Origin of the sequence: Rhizobium sp. TRM96647 (genome assembly GCF_025780115.1) — a bacterium.
GTDB lineage: Bacteria > Pseudomonadota > Alphaproteobacteria > Rhizobiales > Rhizobiaceae > Mycoplana.
Genome location: NZ_JAOXHF010000008.1, coordinates 224913 through 241872, shown reverse-complemented (window position 1 = coordinate 241872; position 16960 = coordinate 224913). Strand labels below are relative to the sequence as shown.

Annotated in this window: 17 protein-coding genes; 7 read left to right on the top strand and 10 right to left on the bottom strand. The window is 65.0% G+C overall.

Annotated features, from left to right (window positions below; all coding sequences use genetic code 11):
* Nucleotides 1-185 precede the first annotated feature (185 nt).
* The 3 genes from rpsK to rplQ all read left to right on the top strand — a co-directional run bounded on the left by rpsK (nt 186) and on the right by rplQ (nt 2291).
* A complete protein-coding gene (gene rpsK / locus OCK02_RS16855) occupies nt 186-575 on the top strand; it encodes a 30S ribosomal protein S11 (RefSeq protein WP_023513823.1) in 390 nt (129 codons plus the stop codon).
* Between the two features lie 103 nt (nt 576-678).
* Nucleotides 679-1689 carry a DNA-directed RNA polymerase subunit alpha gene (locus OCK02_RS16850; protein ID WP_112599102.1) on the top strand — a complete coding sequence of 337 codons (1011 nt, stop codon included), beginning with the start codon at nt 679-681 and terminating at the stop codon, nt 1687-1689.
* A 179-nt stretch (nt 1690-1868) separates the two neighbouring features.
* Nucleotides 1869-2291 carry a 50S ribosomal protein L17 gene (gene rplQ, locus OCK02_RS16845; RefSeq protein WP_263814050.1) on the top strand — a complete coding sequence of 141 codons (423 nt, stop codon included), beginning with the start codon at nt 1869-1871 and terminating at the stop codon, nt 2289-2291.
* A gap of 126 nt (nt 2292-2417) precedes the next feature.
* Here rplQ and OCK02_RS16840 read toward each other — a convergent pair whose 3' ends face one another.
* The 3 genes from OCK02_RS16840 to msrP form a co-directional block, all read right to left on the bottom strand.
* Entirely contained in the window at nt 2418-2675 is a 258-nt protein-coding gene (locus tag OCK02_RS16840; RefSeq protein ID WP_263814049.1) for a hypothetical protein, read from the bottom strand.
* 268 nt (nt 2676-2943) lie between these two features.
* Nucleotides 2944-3609, bottom strand: coding sequence for a protein-methionine-sulfoxide reductase heme-binding subunit MsrQ (msrQ, locus tag OCK02_RS16835; RefSeq protein ID WP_263814048.1), 666 nt, complete (start codon nt 3607-3609; stop codon nt 2944-2946).
* A gap of 2 nt (nt 3610-3611) precedes the next feature.
* A complete protein-coding gene (gene msrP, locus OCK02_RS16830) occupies nt 3612-4553 on the bottom strand; it encodes a protein-methionine-sulfoxide reductase catalytic subunit MsrP (protein ID WP_263814047.1) in 942 nt (313 codons plus the stop codon).
* A gap of 208 nt (nt 4554-4761) precedes the next feature.
* Here msrP and OCK02_RS16825 point away from each other — a divergent pair, with 208 nt between their 5' ends.
* Nucleotides 4762-6153 carry a DegQ family serine endoprotease gene (locus OCK02_RS16825; protein WP_263814046.1) on the top strand — a complete coding sequence of 464 codons (1392 nt, stop codon included), beginning with the start codon at nt 4762-4764 and terminating at the stop codon, nt 6151-6153.
* The gene (locus OCK02_RS16820) at nt 6150-7460 is read left to right on the top strand and encodes a replication-associated recombination protein A (protein ID WP_263814045.1); all 1311 of its coding nucleotides are present in this window, start codon (nt 6150-6152) and stop codon (nt 7458-7460) included. Before OCK02_RS16825 ends, OCK02_RS16820 begins: the two co-directional genes overlap by 4 nt.
* A gap of 19 nt (nt 7461-7479) precedes the next feature.
* On the opposite strand, the gene OCK02_RS16815 is transcribed toward OCK02_RS16820, so the two are convergent.
* The 5 genes from OCK02_RS16815 to OCK02_RS16795 form a co-directional block, all read right to left on the bottom strand.
* Nucleotides 7480-7818, bottom strand: coding sequence for a DUF1883 domain-containing protein (locus OCK02_RS16815; protein WP_263814044.1), 339 nt, complete (start codon nt 7816-7818; stop codon nt 7480-7482).
* A gap of 165 nt (nt 7819-7983) precedes the next feature.
* Nucleotides 7984-8160 (bottom strand): hypothetical protein, encoded by a 177-nt coding sequence (locus OCK02_RS16810; protein ID WP_263814043.1) that lies wholly within the window; start codon nt 8158-8160, stop codon nt 7984-7986.
* Between the two features lie 40 nt (nt 8161-8200).
* On the bottom strand, nt 8201-8515 hold the full coding sequence (locus tag OCK02_RS16805; protein ID WP_263814042.1) for a chaperone modulator CbpM: 315 nt from the start codon (nt 8513-8515) through the stop codon (nt 8201-8203).
* Between the two features lies 1 nt (nt 8516).
* Nucleotides 8517-9428, bottom strand: coding sequence for a J domain-containing protein (locus OCK02_RS16800; RefSeq protein ID WP_263814041.1), 912 nt, complete (start codon nt 9426-9428; stop codon nt 8517-8519).
* A 169-nt stretch (nt 9429-9597) separates the two neighbouring features.
* Nucleotides 9598-10107 carry a hypothetical protein gene (locus OCK02_RS16795; protein WP_263814040.1) on the bottom strand — a complete coding sequence of 170 codons (510 nt, stop codon included), beginning with the start codon at nt 10105-10107 and terminating at the stop codon, nt 9598-9600.
* Between the two features lie 302 nt (nt 10108-10409).
* On the opposite strand from OCK02_RS16795, the gene OCK02_RS16790 reads away from it, so the two are divergent.
* The gene (locus OCK02_RS16790; RefSeq protein ID WP_263814039.1) at nt 10410-12503 is read left to right on the top strand and encodes a Calx-beta domain-containing protein; all 2094 of its coding nucleotides are present in this window, start codon (nt 10410-10412) and stop codon (nt 12501-12503) included.
* A 72-nt stretch (nt 12504-12575) separates the two neighbouring features.
* Here OCK02_RS16790 and OCK02_RS16785 read toward each other — a convergent pair whose 3' ends face one another.
* Complete coding sequence (locus tag OCK02_RS16785; protein ID WP_263814038.1) at nt 12576-13622, bottom strand: glycoside hydrolase family 25 protein; 1047 nt, start codon at nt 13620-13622, stop codon at nt 12576-12578.
* A 355-nt stretch (nt 13623-13977) separates the two neighbouring features.
* On the opposite strand from OCK02_RS16785, the gene OCK02_RS16780 reads away from it, so the two are divergent.
* Nucleotides 13978-14688, top strand: a complete 711-nt coding sequence (locus OCK02_RS16780) for a hypothetical protein (RefSeq protein WP_412178853.1) — start codon at nt 13978-13980, stop codon at nt 14686-14688.
* Between the two features lie 183 nt (nt 14689-14871).
* On the opposite strand, the gene OCK02_RS16775 is transcribed toward OCK02_RS16780, so the two are convergent.
* Nucleotides 14872-16863: a PhoX family protein gene (locus tag OCK02_RS16775; RefSeq protein WP_263814037.1), complete on the bottom strand. Its 1992-nt coding sequence runs from the start codon at nt 16861-16863 to the stop codon at nt 14872-14874.
* Between the last annotated feature and the right edge of the window lie 97 nt (nt 16864-16960).

The following is a 16960-nucleotide window of genomic DNA, read 5'->3' as shown; positions in this document are numbered from 1 at the left end:
GGCGACCGTCTTTTGAGGTTGTCCCGGTCGGTGGAGCTGCTGGCACTACGGCAGTGACGATATCGCCGCACGCTAGCCGATCATGGCGACGTGCACATGACAATTCAGGGCAGGAGCGGAAATGCTCCTAACCCGGTGGAGCCGCTGGAACTACGGCGGTGTCGAGATCAACGAAAGGAATACCCATGGCCAAGGAAGCCGCACGCGTCCGCCGTCGCGAACGCAAGAACATCACCTCCGGTGTTGCTCACGTCAATTCTTCGTTCAACAACACAATGATCACCATCACCGACGCACAGGGCAACGCCATTGCCTGGTCGTCGGCCGGTGCCAAGGGCTTCAAGGGTTCGCGCAAGTCGACCCCGTTTGCCGCCCAGATCGCCGCCGAAGACTGCGCCAAGAAGGCCCAGGAGCACGGCATGAAGTCGCTCGAGGTCGAAGTCTGCGGTCCGGGTTCGGGCCGTGAATCGGCACTCCGCGCGCTGCAGGCCGCCGGCTTCATGATCACCTCGATCCGCGACGTCACGCCGATCCCGCACAATGGCTGCCGTCCGCGCAAGAAGCGCCGCGTCTGATCATTCGCATTCGTGATGCCGGCCGGCGCGTCCCTCGCGCCGCCGGCTCTTCAAGGCTCGGCCGCCACGATTGGATGGTGGTGGCGAACGGAAGGCAAAAGACATGATCCAGAAAAACTGGCAGGAACTGATCAAGCCGAACAAGGTGGAGTTCTCCTCGTCGGGCCGCACCAAGGCCTCGCTCGTGGCAGAACCGCTCGAGCGCGGCTTCGGTCTCACCCTCGGCAACGCGCTTCGCCGCGTACTTCTGTCGTCGCTGCGCGGTGCTGCCGTCACCGCAGTGCAGATCGACGGCGTGCTGCACGAATTCTCGTCGATCCCGGGCGTCCGCGAGGACGTGACCGACATCGTGCTCAACATCAAGGAAATCGCCATCAAGATGGATGGCGACGACAGCAAGCGCATGGTCGTGCGCAAGCAGGGCCCGGGCGTTGTAACGGCCGGTGACATCCAGACGGTTGGCGATATCGAGATCCTCAACCCGAACCACGTGATCTGCACCCTCGACGAGGGCGCCGAGATCCGCATGGAGTTCACCGTCAACAACGGCAAGGGCTACGTTCCGGCCGAGCGCAACCGCGCGGAAGACGCTCCGATCGGTCTCATCCCGGTCGACAGCCTCTACTCGCCGGTCAAGAAGGTCTCCTACAAGGTCGAGAACACCCGTGAGGGCCAGGTCCTCGACTATGACAAGCTGACGATGTCCATCGAGACCGATGGCTCCGTCACCGGCGAAGATGCGATCGCGTTTGCGGCCCGTATCCTCCAGGACCAGCTGGCCGTGTTCGTCAACTTCGACGAGCCGCAGAAGGAAGCCGAAGAGGAATCGGTCACCGAATTGGCGTTCAACCCGGCACTTCTGAAGAAGGTCGACGAGCTGGAGCTTTCGGTCCGCTCGGCGAACTGCCTGAAGAACGACAACATCGTCTACATCGGCGACCTGATCCAGAAGACCGAAGCAGAGATGCTGCGCACGCCGAACTTCGGCCGCAAGTCGCTGAACGAGATCAAGGAAGTTCTCGCTTCCATGGGCCTGCACCTCGGCATGGAAGTGCCGGCATGGCCGCCCGAGAACATCGAAGATCTGGCCAAGCGCTACGAAGACCAGTATTGAGCGGCACGAAAACGGCATGCGGGTGGCCAGCCGCTCGCATGTCGCGCCGATTGAAGTAAAATAGAAGGCAGGTTTTTTCGCTGCCTTTCCCCGTCAGACAGCAGGCAAGTCGCCTGTATGTGCCAGGAAACGGCAGGACCGATGCGATATCGGGAGACCTGCATCAAAGGAGAATAGCAATGCGCCACCAGAAAGCCGGCCGCAAGCTGAACCGTACCGCCAGCCACCGCAAGGCGATGTTCGCAAACATGGCTGCCTCGCTCATCACCCATGAGCAGATCGTGACCACCCTTCCGAAGGCGAAGGAAATCCGTCCGATCGTCGAAAAGCTCGTTACCCTCGGCAAGCGCGGCGACCTGCATGCCCGCCGTCAGGCGATCTCGCAGATCCGCGACGCCGCCGCCGTCTCGAAGCTGTTCGACGCGATTGCGACCCGTTACGCCACCCGCAACGGCGGCTACCTTCGCATCATGAAGGCCGGCTACCGTACGGGCGACAACGCTGCACTCGCCGTCATCGAGTTCGTCGACCGCGACGTCTCCGCCAAGGGCGCAGCCGACAAGGCCCGCGTCGAAGCCGAGGCTGCTGCCGAAGCCGCCTGATTTCAGGCAACGGAATGAAATGAAAAGGCCGGGTGCGAAAGCGCCCGGCCTTTTTCGCGTATGGGAAGTCTGTCTTATTGAGCTGACGCCGACTGGCCGACAGGCGGTAACGGGGCGTCTCGGTGATCACGGTAGTGGCCACAGCGGCATCGGCGGCAAGGGCGCAAGCCGATATCTTTGTTTCTGCTGATGTTCCCTGTCCCAACGTCCGATTGCTTCCTTGACCTGAGCCACGGTGTCGGCGTGTGTGGTCAAAATGCTAGCTGCACACGATCGCTGAACCACTTCGGGATACTGTTGGCCACTCTGGTCAACGCCCTTCTTGAGATAGACGATGACCTCCTTTCCCCTGAGGTCGGATGGATGCGTTGTCAGCATGAGCATTCTGGCCGTCCAGTGAGGTAGCGCTGGAAAGCCCCAAAATGTCTCAATCACCTGAAGGTCGAAGATCATCTCATCTGGAACGAATCTCTCGCCCATCCAACGGTGATGGCGGTGCTCTCTCTGCGCCACTACGATTGCCCGGACGACGACTTCCGCGTTAGCGAGTTCGTCGTAAGGATTGAACCAGGCTATCTCCGCGCACGCTTGCACGGGTTCGATTGTGAATGGTGCGATCCCGAGCCCGAGGAGAAATACTATCGTCAGTCCCCTACGAGACGTGCCCTTCCGAGGGTGATTGGGCCGGCACAAACCTTGGCGAAGCACGACGTTGCCTTCTCTGGAGCTTCGGACGTATCATCCGGTATAAGAGCAGAATTGCAACCATCGCGATATAGATCATCTGCTCCGGCCCCACGACCTTCACCGACATCGCGAAATGCAGCGCACCGGCAGCCGCGATGACGTAGACCAGTCTGTGCAGCCTGTTCCACCGTGGCCCGAGCCTGCGGATCGACCAGTTGTTCGACGTCAGCGCCAGCGGGATCAGCATGACGAAACCCGCCATGCCGATTGTGATGAACGGGCGCTTGGCGATGTCGGCGACGATCTGCGGGAAATCCAGGTATTTGTCGAGGATCATGTAGGTCGAGAAATGCATGACCACGTACCAGAACGCCAGAAGCCCGAGCGCCCGGCGGTAGCGGATCCAGTTGATGCCGAACAGGTCGCGGATCGGGGTGATGCAGAGCGTGGCGATCAGGAAGCGCAGGGCCCAGATGCCGAGCAGGTGCTCGAACTCCTTGATGGCGTTCCCCGGCAGTTGCCCGGTCGCGCCGAGATAGAAGCCGAAGACGGCCGGGATGAAGCCGAGCGCATAGAGTGTCCAGACCGAGGCGCCGTGATATTTGCGGGGCAGGGCGGGGATCGAAGCCATGGTCAGTAGTTTGCCGCGAGGTCCATGCCGGCATAGAGGCCTGCGACCTCCTCTCCATAGCCGTTGAAGGCCAGCGTGTCGCGCCGACTGCCGCCGAAGAAGCCGCCTTCGCCGATCCGGTTCTCTGTCGCCTGGCTCCAGCGCGGGTGGTCGACGGCCGGGTTCACATTGGCGTAGAAGCCGTACTCGCTCGGGGCGGAGAGGTTCCAGGTGGTCGGCGGCTGCTTGTCGGTCAGTGTGATCTTTACGATCGACTTGATGCCCTTGAAGCCGTATTTCCACGGCACGACGAGGCGGATGGGGGCGCCGTTCTGGTTCGGAAGCGTCTTGCCGTAGAGGCCGACCGACAGGATCGTCAGCGGATGGCGCGCCTCGTCGAGCCTGAGCCCCTCGACATAGGGCCAGGGCAGCGGCTGGAAATAGCCGGACTGGCCCGACATCTGTTCCGGCCGCACGACCGTCTCGAACGCCACATATTTGGCGCTCCCGAGCGGCTCGACCTTGTCGAGCAGGCCCGCCAGCGGAAAGCCGATCCAGGGGATGACCATCGACCAGGCCTCGACGCAGCGCATGCGGTAGGTCCGCTCCTCCAGCGGCATCGCCAGCAAATCGTCCAGGCCGAACTCTCGCGGTTTGGCGACCATGCCACCGACCTTGATCGTCCAGGGGTTCGGCTTGAAGTCTGCGCTGTTGGCGGCCGGATCGCCCTTGCCCATGCCGAACTCGTAGAAATTGTTGTAGTTGGTGACGTCCTTCTCGGGCGTCGTCGCCTCATCGGTTCCGAAGGCGGAGGCAGCGGCCTTCAGCTCTGCCGCATGCGAACCGGACGCGCTGGCCGCCAGCAGCCCTCCCGCCGTGGCGCCGATGAAATTGCGCCTGTTGAGGAAGATCGGTTCCGGGGTGATCTCCGTTGTCGCGATCCTGGGGGGACGGTAAGCAGTCATATCGTTTTCCTCTGCGGAACAAGGGGCCTCTCGCAGGACTTTACGGCAGGCATGACAGCAAAGTTTCAGCCATTTCGATAGAGGCGCGTCGCGCACGATTTCGTGCGCGGGGCGGCGCGGTTCCCGGGCGCAGATCGCCTTGGCGCGTTTGCCTTTTTTCGTGCCAGATCTTATCTGAACGTGGCGGCATCGTAAGGGAGAATCTGAAATGAAATTCGGCCACGGCCTCGCTACCGCAACCCTGCTCCTGCTCACGGTCTCCGCCCCGGCGGTCGCCCAGGAAAAGGCTGTTCCCGGCTCGCAGACGGAGATGCAGCTGTCCTTCGCGCCGCTGGTCAAGAAGACCGCGAACGCGACCGTCAACGTCTATGCCGAGCGGATGGTCGAACAGCGCTCCGTGTTCAACGATCCGTTCTTCGAGGAATTCTTCGGCCAGCGCATGCCGAACCGGACCCAGAAGCAGTCCTCGCTCGGTTCCGGCGTCATCGTCGGCAAGGACGGAATCGTGGTGACGAACAATCACGTCATCCAGGGCGCCGACGACATCAAGGTCGCGCTTGCCGATGGCCGCGAGTATCCCTGCAAGGTGCTGCTGAAGGATGACCGCGTCGATCTCGCGGTGCTGAAGATCGATGCGAAGGAGACGTTCGACATGCTTCCGCTCGGCGATAGCGACGCCGTCGAGGTCGGCGACCTCGTGCTGGCGATCGGCAATCCCTTCGGCGTCGGCCAGACGGTGACGAGCGGCATCGTCTCGGCGCTGGCGCGAAACCAGGTCAGGGCCGGCGACTTCGGCTTCTTCATCCAGACCGACGCCTCGATCAATCCCGGCAATTCTGGTGGCGGGCTGATCAACATGAAGGGCGAACTGATCGGCATCAACACGGCCATCTTCTCGCGCGGCGGCGGTTCCAACGGCGTCGGCTTCGCCATCCCAGCCAATCTGGTGAAGGTGTTCATCGCAAGCGCGGTCGGCGGCAGCACCAATTTCGACCGGCCCTTCGTCGGCGCGACCTTCGATGCGGTGACCTCGGACGTCGCCGAGGCGCTCGGCCTGACCAAGGCCCGTGGCGCGCTCGTGTCCAAGGTGCTGCCCGGCAGCCCGGCGGAACGGGCGGGCCTGAAGCCCGGCGACGTGGTCACCGCCGTCAACGGCATCGAGGTGGAACATCCCGACGCGCTCGGCTACCGGCTGGCGACGGTTGGCATCGGCGGCACGGCGAAGCTCAGCGTCAGCGACGGCGGCAAGCAGGAGGAGCTGACGATCGCGCTTGACCGCCCGCCTGAGACGACCCCGCGCGACGAACGGCTGATCGAGGGGCGCAACCCCTTCTCGGGCGCCGTCGTCGCCAATCTCTCGCCGCGCGTCGCCGACGAACTGCGCATGCCGGCCGGCACCGAGGGCGTCGTCGTCACCGATGTCAACCGCGGCTCGCCCGCGGCCCGCATCGGGCTCAAGCCGCGCGACGTCATCGTCGAACTGAACGGCACCAACGTCGCCTCCACCGAGGTGCTGGAGGAACTGGTGGGCGACGACCCCTCCGTCTGGCGCGTCGAGATCGAGCGCGACGGCCAGCGCATTCGGCAGTTCTTCCGATGAGCGACCTCTTCGCCACCTCCGAACCGGCAGGCATGGCGGCGAAACGGCCGCTGGCCGATCGCCTGCGGCCGCAGTCGCTTCAGGAGGTGGCGGGACAGGAGCACCTGACCGGCGAGGACGGCGTTCTCACGCGGATGATCGCGTCCGGCTCGCTGGGCTCGATGATCTTCTGGGGGCCGCCCGGAACCGGCAAGACCACCGTCGCCCGGCTTCTCTCCGGCGAGGCGGAACTGGCTTTCGAGCAGATCTCGGCGATCTTCTCCGGCGTGGCCGACCTGAAGAAGGTCTTCGACGCCGCCCGCCAGCGCCGCATGGGCGGACGCCAGACCTTGCTCTTCGTCGACGAGATCCACCGCTTCAACCGCGCCCAGCAGGACAGCTTCCTGCCGGTGATGGAGGACGGCACGATCGTGCTTGTCGGCGCCACCACCGAGAACCCGTCCTTCGAACTCAACGCCGCACTCCTGTCGCGCGCCCGGGTGCTGACCTTCAAGCCACATGATGAGGACAGCCTGGGCGAGCTCCTCAAGCGGGCGGAGGCGACCGAGGACAAGCCGCTGCCGCTCGACGACGGCGCCCGCGCCGCACTCCTGCGCATGGCCGATGGCGACGGCCGCGCGGTGCTGACGCTGGCGGAGGAGGTCTGGCGGGCGGCGCGGCCCGGCGAGGTCTTCGCGCAGGAAGACCTGTTCCGCATCGTCCAGCGCCGCGCCCCGGTCTACGACAAGGCCCAGGACGGCCACTACAACCTGATCTCCGCCCTGCACAAGTCCATCCGCGGTTCCGATCCGGATGCAGCACTCTACTATCTCTGCCGGATGCTGGATGCCGGCGAGGATCCGCTGTTTCTCGGGCGCCGGCTGGTGCGCATGGCCGTCGAGGACATCGGGCTCGCCGACCCGCAGGCGCTGGTCGTCTGCAACGCGGCCAAGGATGCTTACGACTTCCTGGGCTCGCCGGAGGGCGAACTGGCGCTCGCTCAGGCCTGCGTCTATCTCGCCACCGCGCCGAAGTCGAACGCGGTCTATACCGCCTTCAAGGCGGCGACGCGGGCGGCGAAGGAAAACGGCTCGCTGCTGCCGCCGAAGCATATCCTGAACGCGCCGACGAAGCTGATGAAGAGCGAGGGCTACAACGACGGCTATCGCTACGACCACGACGAGCCGGATGCGTTTTCGGGGCAGGACTACTTTCCGGAACGAATGGGTCGTCAGACCTTCTACGACCCGCCGGAGCGCGGCTTCGAGCGCGATATCCGCAAGCGGCTCGACTGGTGGGCGAAGCTCCGGCGCGAGCGCAACGGCTGACCGGCTCTACAGCCTGTCGTCAGCGCTGGGCGGATTGCCGCGAGGGCGGGGAAATGCGCGGGCCGGATTTCGCCTTCGGCTTCTGCACGACCCGGATCGAGGATTCGACCTTGCCGGAGTGCCCCTCCGTGTCGATGACCACATGCCAGTGGGCGCTCTTGGGGATGGTCAGCCGGATGGGCGTCTGCCTGGCGACGCCGCCCAGGAACTTGTGCTGGCGCGCGTTCCTGAACAGATCGAAATCGGCATGCGTCATCAGCCGGACATTGGCAACGGCCGAAAGCGAGATCTCGATCACCACGCCCTCGCGGATGTCCTGCAGGTCGTAGTGGGTATAGGGGAGGGAGGTCTGCGCCATTGCCGTCCTTGCTGCCTTGATCCGCCGCCACCATGCATGGCAGCGGTTAAGGATCGGTTGGCGCGGCGTGGCGAAATCCGGTGACGCGTTCGTCCGCCGGACGTGGCGGCGCGCGCGCCTGCATTGCTTGCGGTGAAAGGTCCGGCCGGGTTGCCGGGCCCCGGATCAATTCTTGCTGTCGTCGAACCTCGGCGGGGCGATCGGGTCGCTGGCCGGAAACGTCTCCTCCAGCGCCTCGTCCAGATATTCGTCTTCCTTCTTGCGCTTCTCCTTTTCCTTCTGCGGTGTGCCCTTCGGGGGCGTGTTCCTGATCTTCGATTTTTCGGACTTGTCGGTGGGCATGGAAATCTCCCGTCGTGATGATGGTTCCGTGCGTGGCGCGCTATTCCTCGTCGATGAGCGCGAGGATGCGCCGCTGGATCTCTTCGTCCTGCCTGCGGATCGCCTGCATCAGCAGGCCCAGTCTACCACGCAGGCCGTGGATCTGGTCGAGCAGTTGCATGGCGACGTCGACGCCGTCCTCGTTGACCCCCATCGGGCCGATCAGGTCCTGGATGAGGCGCGCGCGGGCGAGGTCGGCATCGTGGAACAGGCGCATCCCGTCGCGCTCCTCGGGCACCAGCCAGCGATGCTCGATCCAGGTGTCGAGAAGGGTGATCTCGATCTCGAGGTTGCGGCAGAGGTCGGTGTCTTTCATCTCAGCCTCCCATGTGTCGGCGCGGTGCCTGCGCCTTTCCGGCTTCCCAGCGTTCTGCAAACGCGGTGAGTTCGTGGTCGGGCGTTTGCGGCAGCACGACCTGCAGCGTCACATAGGCGTCGCCATGGCCGCCGCCCTGCTTGTGCAGGCCCTTGCCCTTCAGGCGCAGGGTCTTGCCGGTGTTCGAATTCGGCGGGATCGTCACGTTCACGGCGCCGTCGAGCGTCGGCACGCGGATCTTGCCGCCGAGGACGGCCTCGGTGAGCGAGATCGGGATCTCGTAGCGGACGTTGTCGCCATCCTGCCTGTAGAAGGGATGCGGCCGCACGCGGATCTCGATGCGGGCATCGCCGGCGGCCGCGCCGTTGTGGCCCGGCTCTCCCTTGCCGCGCAGCCTCAGCGTCTGGCCGTCGCGGGTACCGGGCGGGACGGTCAGGTCGATCGGCGGGCCGTCGGGCAGGCTGATCTGCTTCTTCGTGCCGTTCGCCGCCTCGAGGAAGTCGAGTTCCATGGTGAAATAGGCATCGCGCCCCTTGCCGCCCTGCTGCCCGCGTCCGCGCTGCGAGAAGAAGCCGGAGAAGATGTCGTCCACGTCGCCGAAATCGGAATAGCTCTGGTTGCCCTGGTAGTGCCCGCCGGTCTGGCCGGCCGAGGCATAGTCGCGATAGTACTGGCGCGGCGGCGTCTCGGCGCCGGTTTCGTCGATCTCGCCGCGGTCGTATTTTCCCCGCTTCTCCTCGTCGCCGAGCAGCGCATAGGCCGCCGACACGGACTTGAACCGGTCTTCGGCGGCCTTGTCGCCGGGATTGAGGTCGGGGTGCAGCTTCTTGGCGAGCTTCCGATAGGCGCTCTGGATATCCTTCTGCGTCGCGCTCTTGCTGACACCGAGGACCTCGTAGGGACTGCCGCTCATTCTCTGTTCCTTCGAACCGTGGCCGGGCGAGGCGGAAACGCTCGCGCTGGCGAAACGTCGCACGCCTCTGCTCCTATCTCAACCATAGGGCAGGCCGGCGAAATGAACAGGGAGAGGTGCCGGCGAATTCTGTCGCAGACTGCGGGCGGCCGTGGAAAGGGCGGGGCGGTCAGTTGCGGACGAGGCGGATATCGCTCGTCACCACCGTCTTGCCGTTGGACGGATTATGGTCGACCGTGCGCAGCCGCAGGCCGTTGTCGCCGAGCTTCTGGATCGTCATCTCCGCCTTGCGGTCGCCGTTGACGACCCTGTTCCAGCGAACCGCGAGGTTGATGGTCCCGCCCTTCCGGCGTCCGGAAAGCGCCGAGGGCTGTCCGGAGGGGCCGATATAGATGCCGCTGTAGCGGGCACCCCGGGCGTTGAGTTTGGCGGAGATCGCCCGGCGGAAGAAGGCAAGCGCGCTGCAGTTTCCCTTCATCGATATCGATGCGGCGCCGGCATCGGAGCGAAGCCTGCAATCGACGCTGACCGCCGGCCTGCCGATCCGCATGATCACGGTGCCGTTGCCCGTCCAGTCGCCGGAGAGCGACCGCAGGAATGCGTTTTCGTCGGCGGCCGCCGGCGCGGCTGCAGCGAGCGCGGACACGAAGGACAGAAGAAGACTGGCGGAGACGTGCATGCGTGACCTGCCTCATATCTGGCCCTGCATCGGGCTGCCGGCGATCCGTGCCTATCGTCGTTGGAAATCTAGTCGAAATCGAGAGTTTTTCGCAAACAATTCGCCGCGAGGGGCCGGGTGAGCGCCGAAAAGCGCTCACAATAGATAGGATGAGCTATCCCCTGGCTCGCAATCTCGTGATAAAGCAATTTCTAATATACAAAATTTGGGCACCGGACTCCCGTCTCCACGGCCGGACGGGGGCACGACCCCGTGTGTCTGCGGTTCGAAATGCTTGAGACAATCTTCAACGGGAGAGCGATATGGCGGTTCCGACCATCAGCATTACGCGCGTAGAGGCCCTTGAGGGCGGCTATCTTCGCTACAAGGTGACCCTGAGCGCGCCGACGACCGACGAGGTCAGGATCGACTACCGCGGCTTTGAGGGCACCGCCAAGGATGCGCCGCTGAACCAGCAGGACTATACCGGCGTCAACCGGGTCGCTACGCTCGTCATCCCGGCCGGGCAGACGGAGGCGGAGATCGTGGTTCGCGCGCGGCCCGACTATCTCGACGAGGTCGACGAATCCTTCTGGCTGGAACTGTTCAACCCCAAGGGCGCCGTCTTCGTCGGCAATCCCGCGGTCGTCCGGGTCCTGGGCGTCGTCCATGACGACGACGGCACCGGATCCGACCTTGCCATGTTCGTCTCGAGCCCGATCGTCGTGGAGGGCGACAGCGGCACGCGGCGGGCGGTGTTCGAGGTGCACCTCTCCGAGGCGCTCGCCAGCGATCTGACGCTGAACTACCGCACGGCCGACGGATCGGCGCTGGCCGGCAAGGACTACGTCGCCAAGACCGGTTCCGTCACGATCTCGGCCGGGCAGACCACCGCGACGGTCGCAATCGATCTCGTGGAGGACAATTCGATCGAGCTCAACGAGTATTTCTCGCTCGTCTTCGACCCGCCGGACGTGATCAGGAACGGCCACGAGGGCAGTGCCGGGATCGCCACCATCCTCGACGACGACACGGGCAACGGCGCGATCCCGATCATTTTCGCCGAGCGGGCCAGCCAGACCGAGGGAGGCGGGATGCGCTTCCGCGTCGTCCTGTCCAAGGCGACCGACGACGAGGTGCGCATCGACTATCGCACGGTCCTGGGCTCGGCGACCGATGCGCCCCTCAACAACCGCGACTACGCGCCCCAGACGGGGACACTGGTGATCGAGGCCGGCGACAGGGTCGGCTTCGTCGAGATTCGCGCCAATCCGGACTACCTCGACGAGGTCGACGAATCGCTGTGGCTGGAACTGTCCGTCCCGCAGAACGCGCGCTTTGCCGGATACCAGAAGACCGAGCGCGTCCTCGGCATCGTCAACGACGACGACGGCACCGGCAGCAACCGCTCCGCCTTTGTGTCGAGCCCCACGGTGGTGGAAGGCGATGCGGGGGTGCGGCAGGCGGTATTCCAGATACATCTTTCAGAAGTTTATGATGAAAACCTCACATTCAAGTTCAAGACACAGAATGGAACCGCCTCGAGCAGCAGCGACTATGTCGGAAAGACCGGCTCGGTGACCTTCCTGGCCGGGCAGACGGTTGCGGCCGTTGCGGTCGACCTGCGCGCGGACGAGCGCTTCGAGGGCGACGAGACCTTCTCGCTGGTCCTGACCCCGCCGGCGGGCGGCATCGTGAAGAATGTGATCACGGCCGGCGTGGCGACGATCGCGAACGACGACGACATCCACGAGGTGATCCGGGGCACGGACAACGCAGATCGCCTTTTTGGCGGCACCGGCAACGACCGCATCTTCGGCTATGGCGGCAGCGACACCCTCGTCGGCGGCAGCGGCAACGACACGCTCGATGGCGGCAACGGCCATGACAGGCTGGAAGGCAGCGCCGGCCACGACAAGCTCCTGGGCGCGGCCGGAAACGACAGGCTCTACGGCGGCAGCGGCAGGGACCGGTTGGACGGCGGCTCGGGCAATGACCGCCTCTATGGCGACAGCGGCAACGACACGCTGAAAGGCAACACCGGCAAGGATACGCTCGAGGGCGGCGCCGGTGCGGACCGGCTGGAGGGCGGGTCGGGAGCGGACACCTTCGTCTTCCGGCTGGCCGGCCATTCCACGGTGGCTTCCTCCGGACGCGACAGGATCGACGACTTCAGCCGTGGCAGCGGCGACAAGATCAGCCTGTCCGCGATCGACGCGAAGACCGGCGTCGGCGGCAACAATGCCTTCGTCTTCATCGGCGACGACGCCTTCCACAAGAAGGCCGGCGAACTGCGCTACCAGCACAAGAACGGCGACACGCTCGTATTGGCCGACACCAACGGCAACGGAAAGGCCGATCTCGCGATCCTTCTGGACGGCACCTACAACCTGAAGGCTTCCGATTTCATCCTGTGAGCCGGGGCGGCGCCGGCGTGCCTGATGGTGCGCCGGCGCGTTTCATCACAATCTGCGCCGACATACGGCCGGTCAGCTCGACTGGCCGGCCAGCCAGTTGTGCCAGTCGCGTTCGCTGCCGCGGAAGACGTTGAGGTCGATCTTGCCGTTCACGCCCTGCGACAGGCCCGATCCGGAGTACTGCCAGAACACCCATTTGCGGTTGGGATAGCGCTTGGACGGATGGGCTGCGACCGAGCGCAGCCAGAACGGATGGTTCGGGAACTCGCCGGAGAGGTTGTCGGCATAGAAGTCCGGTGCGGTGTAGATGATCGGGCGCTGGCCGTAGTGGCGCTCGAGCTTGTCCATGAAGACCTGCATCTTTTCCAGCACGACGGCGCGCGACAGCCGGCGCTTGCAGCTCGATTCGGCATTGTATTCGACGTCGATCACCGGCGGCAGCGCGCCGGCTTCCTTCGGCACGTTGCGGATGAACCAGTCGGCCTGCTCGCCGGCGGTGCGGCACCAGTAGAAGAAGTGGTAGGCGCCGCGCTTGATCCCGGCTTCCTTGGCCCGGCGCCAGTTCTTCTGGAACATCGGGTCGAGATGGTCGCCGCCGTCGGTGGCCTTGATGAACGCGAAGTTCGCGCCCTGCGTCCTGAGCGTCATCCAGTCGATCTCGCCCTGCCAGCGCGAGACGTCGACGCCGTGGACGGCGTGGTGGCGCGGGCTGACCTTGCCGAAGTTGATCGGCTTGGCATCGCCGAAGCGCTGGCTGTAGATGCGCGAGCGCTTGCCGCTCTTTAGGCCCGTGGCCGGCTGTTCGGGCGCGATTGCCTGGAGCGGGCGCTGTGAGGGCACCGCCATGCCGGCATCGCGCGTCACCGCCTCGAATTGCTGCTGGTCGGGGACCGGCCCGGCCCAGGCGAGTTCGTGCGGCGGCGGATTATCCTCACCCGTCTCCCCGCCGGCCACATCGCCGACGTCGGCGACCGGCACCGGTGCCGCTGGCCGCACGATGGAACTTGTCGTCTCGCGGGAGGTGAGCCCCGCCTGGAGCGCCTCGGGACCGGAACTGGACGAGCAGCCCGCCAGCGCGAGACCGAAGAGGATGAGGGCAGGGGCGGCCGAAAGGTGCATGGGAACCCGTTACGCAAGACCAAGGAAGACGGCCCGAACGGAGCCGCCAGGAACCACAGGGAGGAAAGGCTAACGGAGAATTACCAAGAAAGACTGAATCCAATCTTTACGGTGCGAAATTGATACGCCCGCAACCGGCCGGTGCTGCAGAAATCGCATTCGGGACATGGCTTTCGTGCAGCGCCGCGGCCGTCGATTTCGCTGGCCGGAAAACGCGCGAAAGCCTATGGTTGCAGCGCTTGAGGCCGGCTGGGCGCCCATCGTGCCGACCCGGTCCCTTCCCGCGCCACGACGACGCGGATGACAGAAAATTGATTCCGACAAATCGACATCAACCCATTCCGGAGATGCGCATATGACACGCAAGCAAGCGTTCTGCCTCCTTCTGGCAGGCAGCATGACGGTTTTGAACGGCGGCAGCGCCTGGAGCCAGGACAATGCGAGGAAGCCGCATGTTCCGCTCGAGAAGACGGTCGGCCAGGTCACCCAGAAAGGCCCGCTCGCCTCGCTCCTGGTGATCAACTCCGACGGTGCGACGCTGGAAGGCGAAAAGCTCGTCCTGACCGGCGTCGCCGCGAGCGCGATCGTGTTCGCGGACCGCCCGGTGCGGGCCGCCGGCCATGTCTCGACCGACGAGATCGTCAGGCAATGGGGGCAGGGGCCGGACAATTTCGAAAGCGATCCGCCCAATGCGACGATTTCGGTCCTCGGCGGCGGAACCGATGTCAGCGATGCCGTGGTGACGCTCAAGTCGCCGACGCTGGAGGGCACGACGCTGACATTCGACGTCACGGTGCTCGAAGGCAGCCTTGCTGGCGCAAGCGGGCCGGCGGCGCTGTTCGTCGATCACTGGCGCGGCTGGAACAATGCCGGCTGGTACGGGGTCGGGCTTGCGACCGGCGCCGTCCTGGGTGCCGCTGCGGCCGAGCCGCGCTACTACGAGCCTCGCCCCTATTACCCGCCTGTCGTCGGCAACCCTTGCCCTCCGGGCTACTGGATCGGTCCGTGGGGCCATTGCCGCGATACGCCCTACCACGGCCGCCTGCCGAACGGCGGCTGGCAGTAAGTCCAGGAGCCCTCGCCGCATCTCCATTCCACCGTCTGGAGGCGGCAGGGCGAGGGGCGGTCGCCGGCCGCATGCCTGCGGCCGGCTTTGTCGAAATCGCCCGGTAGACCTTTCGAAATCGACCTTGCGACGTCGCGTTGGGCTGGCTGCGGCCACCGGTGACCGCAGCCAAGGCCGGGAGGATCAGACGGCGATCTTGCCGCCGCCGACCTTGGTGATCGCGACCACGGCCGGGCGCACCGGCATGTCGTCCTTGAAGTCCGGCCAGCGGGTGGAGAGGTCCTCGTAATAGGACGGGCGGCCGTGGCCGTCCCAGTCCTCTCCGCCGTCGCCCGGATGCTGGACGGCGACGAAGGCCGTCTCGTCGTCAGGCGTGAACAGCGGGCCGCACATCTCCGCGCCGACCGGCACGCGGAAGAACAGCTTGGAGGTGGCGCGGGCGTCGCCCTCGGTGTCCACCGCCCAGAGGCCGTCGGTGCGCCCGGTGGCCTTGTTGGAGTTGCCATCGGTCGAGACCCACAGGCGGCCGGCGGCGTCGACGGCGCAGTTGTCGGGCATGCCGAACCAGCCGTTCTTCGTCGTTTCGGTGGAGAAGGTGGCGCCGACGTCGGCGACGGACGGGTCGCCGCACTTCAGAAGCACTTCCCACTTGCCCGAGGTCGCGGTGAAGTCGCCGCCGTCTTCCTCGATCTCGATGATGTGGCCGAAGGCGTTCTCCGCGCGCGGGTTGGCGGCATCGACCTGGTCGGCCTTGCGCTTGGTGTTGTTGGTCAGCATGACGTAGACCTTGCCGTTGACGCCGTTCGGCTGCACGTCCTCGGGACGGTCCATCTTGGTGGCGCCGAGAAGGTCGCCGGCGCGGCGGGTCTCGATCAGCACGTCCGCCTGGCTGGCAAAGCCGTTCTCGGCCGTCAGCGGGCCTTCGCCGTGCACGACCGGCAGCCAGGCCATGGTGCCGTCCTCGTTGAACTTCGCGACATAGAGCGTGCCCGCATCGAGTAGGTCCATGTTGGCGGCGCGGTCGTCCGGATTGTAGGTGCCGTCGGTGACGAACTTGTAGACATAGTCGAAGCGCTCGTCGTCGCCGAGGTAGAAGACGACCTTGCCGTTCTTGGCCACGATCGATTCGGCGCCCTCATGCTTGGTGCGGCCGAGAGCGGTGCGCTTCTTCGGCACCGAGGCCGGATCCATCACGTCGACCTCGACGATCCAGCCGAAGCGGTTCGGTTCGTTCGGCTCCTTGGCAAGGTCGAAGCGGTCGTAGAAGTTGGCCCACTCGTAGCCGCCCTCCGGCACGCCGTAGCGCTCGTAGTTGCCGGCTTCGGCATGGCCGGCCGGCAGTTCGCCGGAGAAATAGCCGTGGAAGTTCTCTTCCGCCATGATGTAGGTGCCCCATGGGGTCACCCCGCCGGCGCAGTTGTTGAGCGTGCCCAGAACCTTCGTGCCGCTGGCATCCGCATGGGTCTTGACGCGATCGTGACCGGCGACGGGACCGGTAAGCTGCATCTCGGTGCTGGCGGTGACGCGGCGGTTCAGCTTGCCGTCCGGCACCACCTGCCACTTGCCGTCGACCTTGCGGATCTCGACGATCGTGCCGCCATGGGCGGCGATCTCGACGTCCACCTGCTCCTTCGACAGCGGCCCCTGCTCGACCTTGCCGTCGACGATCTTGACGAGGCCGGGGAACATCAGGTGCGGGTTGGTGTATTCGTGGTTGACCACGAGCAGGCCATGCTCGGAGGAGCCTTCCAGCGGGATGAAGCCGACATAGTCGTTGTTGTAGCCGAACTGGCGCTCCTGCGCGGCCGCCGTCTGTTTCGTCGGGTCGAAGGCGGGCGAATCGGCAAACAGCGCGTCGCCCCAGCGCAGCAGCACGTCGGCATCATAGCCCTCGGCGATATGGTGGTTGGCATCGACGCCGGCCTCGACCTCGGCAAACGAAAAGGCCGAACCGCCGGCCGCGCGGGCTGCATTGGGTGCGCTCAGAAGCGCGGCGGGACAGACGGTCGCAGCGATCGCCGAGACGGCGAGCGAACCCTGCAGGAAGCCGCGGCGCGAGAAACGCTTGCCGATGATCTCGCCCATGGTCGGGTTGGCGGTCGGGTTATGCCCGTCGCCGTCGGCATCTTCGAGCTGGGTCGTCGGAAAAATCTTTTGAGAGAATTGTTCGGTCATCAGGCTGTCTCCGCGTTCGAATGGACTCCCGGTTTAGAGTCGTTCTAGCCCTTAGAGACGGCGTGTTTCGGTTTTGCGACAGGGTGACAAAGAGGGG

Excerpts from the sequence above, each read along its gene's own strand:
- rpsK (WP_023513823.1), top strand. The coding sequence starts at position 186 with ATGGCCAAGGAAGCCGCACGCGTCCGCCGTCGCGAACGCAAGAACATC.
- OCK02_RS16850 (WP_112599102.1), top strand. The coding sequence starts at position 679 with ATGATCCAGAAAAACTGGCAGGAACTGATCAAGCCGAACAAGGTGGAG.
- rplQ (WP_263814050.1), top strand. The coding sequence starts at position 1,869 with ATGCGCCACCAGAAAGCCGGCCGCAAGCTGAACCGTACCGCCAGCCAC.
- OCK02_RS16840 (WP_263814049.1), bottom strand. The coding sequence starts at position 2,675 with ATGCTCATGCTGACAACGCATCCATCCGACCTCAGGGGAAAGGAGGTC.
- msrQ (WP_263814048.1), bottom strand. The coding sequence starts at position 3,609 with ATGGCTTCGATCCCCGCCCTGCCCCGCAAATATCACGGCGCCTCGGTC.
- msrP (WP_263814047.1), bottom strand. The coding sequence starts at position 4,553 with ATGACTGCTTACCGTCCCCCCAGGATCGCGACAACGGAGATCACCCCG.
- OCK02_RS16825 (WP_263814046.1), top strand. The coding sequence starts at position 4,762 with ATGAAATTCGGCCACGGCCTCGCTACCGCAACCCTGCTCCTGCTCACG.
- OCK02_RS16820 (WP_263814045.1), top strand. The coding sequence starts at position 6,150 with ATGAGCGACCTCTTCGCCACCTCCGAACCGGCAGGCATGGCGGCGAAA.
- OCK02_RS16815 (WP_263814044.1), bottom strand. The coding sequence starts at position 7,818 with ATGGCGCAGACCTCCCTCCCCTATACCCACTACGACCTGCAGGACATC.
- OCK02_RS16810 (WP_263814043.1), bottom strand. The coding sequence starts at position 8,160 with ATGCCCACCGACAAGTCCGAAAAATCGAAGATCAGGAACACGCCCCCG.
- OCK02_RS16805 (WP_263814042.1), bottom strand. The coding sequence starts at position 8,515 with ATGAAAGACACCGACCTCTGCCGCAACCTCGAGATCGAGATCACCCTT.
- OCK02_RS16800 (WP_263814041.1), bottom strand. The coding sequence starts at position 9,428 with ATGAGCGGCAGTCCCTACGAGGTCCTCGGTGTCAGCAAGAGCGCGACG.
- OCK02_RS16795 (WP_263814040.1), bottom strand. The coding sequence starts at position 10,107 with ATGCACGTCTCCGCCAGTCTTCTTCTGTCCTTCGTGTCCGCGCTCGCT.
- OCK02_RS16790 (WP_263814039.1), top strand. The coding sequence starts at position 10,410 with ATGGCGGTTCCGACCATCAGCATTACGCGCGTAGAGGCCCTTGAGGGC.
- OCK02_RS16785 (WP_263814038.1), bottom strand. The coding sequence starts at position 13,622 with ATGCACCTTTCGGCCGCCCCTGCCCTCATCCTCTTCGGTCTCGCGCTG.
- OCK02_RS16780 (WP_412178853.1), top strand. The coding sequence starts at position 13,978 with ATGACACGCAAGCAAGCGTTCTGCCTCCTTCTGGCAGGCAGCATGACG.
- OCK02_RS16775 (WP_263814037.1), bottom strand. The coding sequence starts at position 16,863 with ATGACCGAACAATTCTCTCAAAAGATTTTTCCGACGACCCAGCTCGAA.